At 64.1% G+C, this 4,851-nt stretch carries 5 protein-coding genes; 4 read left to right on the top strand and 1 reads right to left on the bottom strand.

The features are described 5' to 3' along the window. The first annotated feature begins 251 nt into the window (after positions 1 to 251). The 4 genes from ACTJK0_RS21375 to ACTJK0_RS21360 all read left to right on the top strand — a co-directional run bounded on the left by ACTJK0_RS21375 (position 252) and on the right by ACTJK0_RS21360 (position 3,954). Positions 252 to 1,286: an IS110 family transposase gene (locus ACTJK0_RS21375; protein ID WP_440744473.1), complete on the top strand. Its 1,035-nt coding sequence runs from the start codon at positions 252 to 254 to the stop codon at positions 1,284 to 1,286. 429 nt (positions 1,287 to 1,715) lie between these two features. Beyond that, positions 1,716 to 2,741, top strand: a complete 1,026-nt coding sequence (locus ACTJK0_RS21370; RefSeq protein WP_440746543.1) for a DUF4192 domain-containing protein — start codon at positions 1,716 to 1,718, stop codon at positions 2,739 to 2,741. A gap of 183 nt (positions 2,742 to 2,924) precedes the next feature. Further along, a complete protein-coding gene (locus tag ACTJK0_RS21365) occupies positions 2,925 to 3,077 on the top strand; it encodes a hypothetical protein (RefSeq protein ID WP_171059168.1) in 153 nt (50 codons plus the stop codon). A 472-nt stretch (positions 3,078 to 3,549) separates the two neighbouring features. Then, complete coding sequence (locus ACTJK0_RS21360) at positions 3,550 to 3,954, top strand: hypothetical protein (RefSeq protein WP_440746542.1); 405 nt, start codon at positions 3,550 to 3,552, stop codon at positions 3,952 to 3,954. A 30-nt stretch (positions 3,955 to 3,984) separates the two neighbouring features. On the opposite strand, the gene ACTJK0_RS21355 is transcribed toward ACTJK0_RS21360, so the two are convergent. Continuing rightward, the gene (locus ACTJK0_RS21355; RefSeq protein WP_440746541.1) at positions 3,985 to 4,209 is read right to left on the bottom strand and encodes a hypothetical protein; all 225 of its coding nucleotides are present in this window, start codon (positions 4,207 to 4,209) and stop codon (positions 3,985 to 3,987) included. Positions 4,210 to 4,851 lie beyond the last annotated feature (642 nt).

Raw genomic sequence — 4,851 nt, 5'->3', positions numbered from 1 at the left:
ATCAGGCTCCTGACTTGTTCCATTAGGGGTGGGACGCCGCAAGATCTGCAGTCTTGTAGCGTCCAGGGTGTCAGCCGGCACAGGTCCGCAAGCTCCTTGCCGCCCCTATCGTTCGGGTTGGCTCACTCATAGCGTGCCGCGCCGCTGACGCCCGCCCGGGGCGTGGCTCGACAGAGGCATGCAAACACTTCAAGTCAGGGTGCCCGCCACGGGTGATCCATCACCGAAATCGGCGAAAGGAAACCCTGGACATGATTGTTATCGGCATCGATCCACATAAATCCTCCGTTACTGCCTCAGCCATCGATTCCTTAGGTTGCCAACTCGCGGTGCGGCGCTTCGTGGTCAATGCCGGCACTGCCAAGCAACTGTTGGGTTGGGCCGAGCAATGGCCTGAACGGAGATTCGCGATTGAGGGCGCCAACGGGCTCGGACGCGGAATTGCCCAGATCCTTGTGGCCCGCGGGGAGTCCGTGGTCGATGTCCCCTCGACGTTGGCCATGAAGGTCAGAGTTCTTTCCACCGGCGGTGGCCGAAAGAGTGACCCGGCCGATGCCTTCGCCGTTGCCGTCACTGCACTTCGGCAGGAGAATCTGCGGACGGTTACGGCCGAAAACCAGAGCACGATTCTGCGATTGTTGGCCGAGCGCCGCGAAGACCTTGGCCACGAGCGCGCCCGGATACTGAACCGCCTGCACCGGCTCCTGCGTGAACTGGTACCCGGCGGCGTCGAGACCGGCCTCAATGCTGACAAGGCGGCCGCCGCGCTGCGTATTGTCCGGCCGGCAACAGCCACCGATGCCGTCCGACGCGAACTCGCCCGGGACCTGCTGGCTGACCTGCGGCGCATCGACACAGCCATCAAAGGCAACGAAGCACAAACCCGTGAAGCCCTGGCAGCATCCGCCACGACCTTGCAGGAGATCCCGGGAGTTGGCGTCGTGCTCGCGGCAAAGCTTCTCGGCCATGTCGGCGACATCACCAGGTTCCCGAGCGCCTCACACTTCGCCAGCTACACAGGAACGGCGCCCCTGCAAGCCTCAAGCGGCAATCAGAACCGCCACAGACTGAACACCGGCGGCAACCGGCAGCTCAACTCAGTGCTGCACACCATGGCAATCTGTCAAAGCCGCGACCCGGGACCAGGGCGGGATTACTACCTGAAGAAAACCGGCGAAGGAAAAACACCCCGCGAAGCCCGCAGAGCACTCAAACGACGCCTCTCCAACGTCCTCTACCGGCGAATTCTGCACGACCACCAGCAGGCCCTAAACACTGCTGCTTGACACACAGAGGCGCTATGAGGTCATGTCCGCCTGGCTCGACACCCCTTTTAACGGACCTTGAGCCGGCGGACAGATCGTCGGGAAGACAGTGCCGCCTGGTACGTCAGTTTTTGGCTGGGTCACGCCGGCTCAAGGACTGTTCCAGTATTACCGTTTTGGCTGCTGTCCTGACGGATTGTACGTGTCCGCTCCGGCCCCTCTAGCCCCTCCTTCGTCGGGGCCTGCGGTGAGGAATTCTTCGACGGCGCTCCTTCGTCGCTGATTTCCTTACGAAGATTTCCGCCCCTTGCCCTACGGGTAGACAGGCCTCCGTCGGCCACAGCTCCGCAAGCTTCGCCAGCAGCCAAAACAACAACGGGGGGAGAGGGGACGCTGGCCGGTCACCACGAGCCGCCCCACCCACCGAATCCTCAGCAAAGGACTATCAACATGACCGATGCAATCCGCATCTCCAGCCCCGCCGACATCCTCGGGTTCATCCCGCACTCCCTCGGCTTCGTACCGCGTGAATCCTTTGTGTTCCTGACGATGCGCGGCAAGACGCTGGGCGCGACCCTTCGCGTCGACGCCCCCGCGTCCGCGGATCCTGCTGCGTTCGCCCGCTCCATGGCCGACTACCTCGCCCTGGACACCCAGGCCACCGGCGTGCTGCTGGCCATCTACACGGCCACCACTCCGGCCCCGGGGCAGGTGCGTCCGTTCCATGACCACGTCGAGGCCGTCATCGAGACGCTGGAGGGTGCCGGTACTCCGCTGCAGGACGCGTGGCTGGTCACCCCGTCGCACTGGCAAAACCTGCTGTGCGACAGCGACGCCGGTTGCTGCCCGCCCGAACCGCTGGAAGCCATCACCGACGGTCAACTGAACGCTGAACTGGTGTTCCGGGGCAGCAGCTACCAAAAGAAGCCCGGCACGACCTACGCGCCCTTCTCCGGCCCGGCAGACAGGGAGGAACAGATCCGTCAGGCACTCCCGGGAGTCCTGGGAGCGGAGCTGCGCCCGGGCCGGGAACTGTGGGCAGAGGCCCTGACCCGGGGCGGCTGGATGGAGCCGCAGACAGCGGTGGAGCTGCTGGCATGCTTCCAGCGCCCTGACCTGCGCGACACGCTGCTCTGCAACGTGATCGACCCCGAGCTGCCGGACGCCGAGGACAGCGGGAACCTGCTCGTAGGGGAGGGCATCGCCCCGGACTGGGACCGCGTGGATCGGGCACAGGAAACCGCCCGGGACCTCATCGACGCCGCCCCGGAAGGCTACCGGGCGCCCCTGCTGACCCTGATCGGATGGCTGGCCTACCTCAAAGGCCAATCATCCGTAGCTGCGGACCACTTCAAGCTCGCTCTGGCCGACACACCAGGCTACCGGCTCGCGGAACTGATGGAGGAGCTGGTGAGCCGGGGCACCATCGCCCCGGTCGCGAAGAACCAGGACACCGCCTACAAGCGGCACCGCTAGAACCAACTGGGGGCCGGGCCGGGAAGAACGGTCCGGCCCCTTGGGTGCGGTGGCGGCCTCCCCCGCAAGCTCCTCCGGCCGCCGATCACGCTGCCGCGGGCGCAGCACCCCAGCAGGCAACGGGCCAGAGGCCGGGCTACAGTGGACAAGGAACACAAACCACTAAAAGCCTGGGGGCAGCACATGAGCCACGAGTACATCCTCACGGACGACGACGCCGCACCCGCCGACGCCACCCATGCACAGGACATCCTCGAGCTCTCGATGTTGACCATGCCGCAGCCCGGCGCCCCCATCGTCGATATCTCCTGGGAGAAATCACCCCTGGACCTATAACTTCACGCAGCGAAGACGCTGCACCACTGGGTTTCCTTTTGCTGAGGGAAAAACGGAGGCCGGCCCCAAGGGGCCGGCCTCCGCCCTCTAAACCCCTGAAAAGGACCTCGCTCCGCGCGGACTGCAAAAGCACTTTTCCTTTTTTGGCTGCTGTCCTGACGGATTGTACGTGTCCGCTCCGGCCGGTCTAGCCCCTCCTTCGTCGGGGCCTGCGGCGCGGGAATTTCCCTGCGGCGCTCCTTCGTCGCTGATTTCCTCCGGGAATTTCCCGCCCCTTGCCCTCACGGGTAGACAGGCCTCCGTCGGCCACAGCTCCGCAAGCTTCGCCAGCAGCCAAAACAACAACGGGGGGAGAGGGGAAGCTGGCCGGTCACCACGTGGTTGTCAGAGGCTATCGCTAGGCTGAGGCGAGTCACTAACCCTTCCCCGGCCGCACTGCACATCACGTTGATTCAAGGACAATGGGACTGACATGAAGACTCTTACAAACACGGCCGGCAAGCTGCTGGCAACCGGCGCCGCAACTATCGGCATATCAGCCGCAGCGGTGGTCATCCGTGCCAATGCACGGGACAGGAAAAGGGACGAGGACGTTGCCATGTTCAGGCCAGCAGAGGAAAACACTGTGACGCACAAGGCCGCGCGGGTGATGAGAGCGCTCTCGGTAATCTCTCTCGGGGTCTCCCTGATGGCTGGGGTGTTGTTTCTCCAGGGCCTCAGCTTGGCGGGAGGGACCCTGCTCGGAGTCGGTATCGCACTCGTAGGTGCTGCCTGGACTCAGGGGAAAGACGAACGCGGCAGACTCGCGTGGATCCCGCTGGCGTTTGGATCCCTGCTTTTTGTGGGCTCTCTGATCGCTTTGTGCGTCACAGGCTGATTCGTTCGTTCTCTGCCTTCTGTGGTCCCTTTAGTCCGCCGTTGAACCGGTAACATCCGGTGCCAATCGCCGCCACGAGACGGCCGCAACAAGGCTGTTCAAGACGGCGATGAAAACATCGCCGCCCGCGGGCCGACCGATCACAAGGTCCACGGCGACCAGCGCAAGCGAGCCACTTGCAGCCACCACGAACACAACAACCAGAAACGGCCGGAGTCCGAGAGTGCGGCCGCGGCGCACGACCCGTCCATTCATGCTCGGTACACACCTAGGTCCGGTATGTGAGAACCACGTGCATCAGAGGGCATGAGCGGGGCCGGACCGGTGATTGGGCGGCAACTTAGTTCGGCGGCGAACCGCCAACGCCGCCAGGGAGACTAGGACGGCAGGGACTAGAAGGACGAGAGCTACGGGACTCCTAAAGGCGCCGGCGCTAACGTATGCAAAGAGCGAGAAAACCCACGTGAGTGCGGCCGCATAGTCGGCGACCACAGCCACCGAGCCTCGGACTACGGAATCGCCGAAGGCAAGGAAAGTATCACTATCACTCTGCGCGTGGTCCATGGCTTACTCCTAACCGCTACAGCGATGACGTGGAGTAATGACACCACGAAAGCGTTGGGCTTGCCAGAGGCGGGCGAGCGGCCGTGCAGCCACTGGAGCCGAAATGAGGGTTCGCAGGGCTCACCCAGGATCGGGCGTCCGCTGGCGCGGCCGGCTGTTGGGTCCAGGGCGCGCCGTCGCAGAGCTCCGGAACCCCTGGCCCTGACTTTGTCTACGACGTTTTGGCTGCTGTCCTGACGGATTGTACGTGTCCGCTCCGGCCGGTCTAGCCCCTCCTTCGTCGGGGCCTGCGGCGCGGGAATTTCCCTGCGGCGCTCCTTCGTCGCTGATTTC

The sequence above is a fragment of the Paenarthrobacter sp. 22069 genome, from assembly GCF_052046035.1.
Taxonomy (GTDB): domain Bacteria; phylum Actinomycetota; class Actinomycetes; order Actinomycetales; family Micrococcaceae; genus Arthrobacter.
Note: the sequence above shows the minus strand (reverse complement) of the source record. Positions and strands in the feature narration are given on the sequence as shown.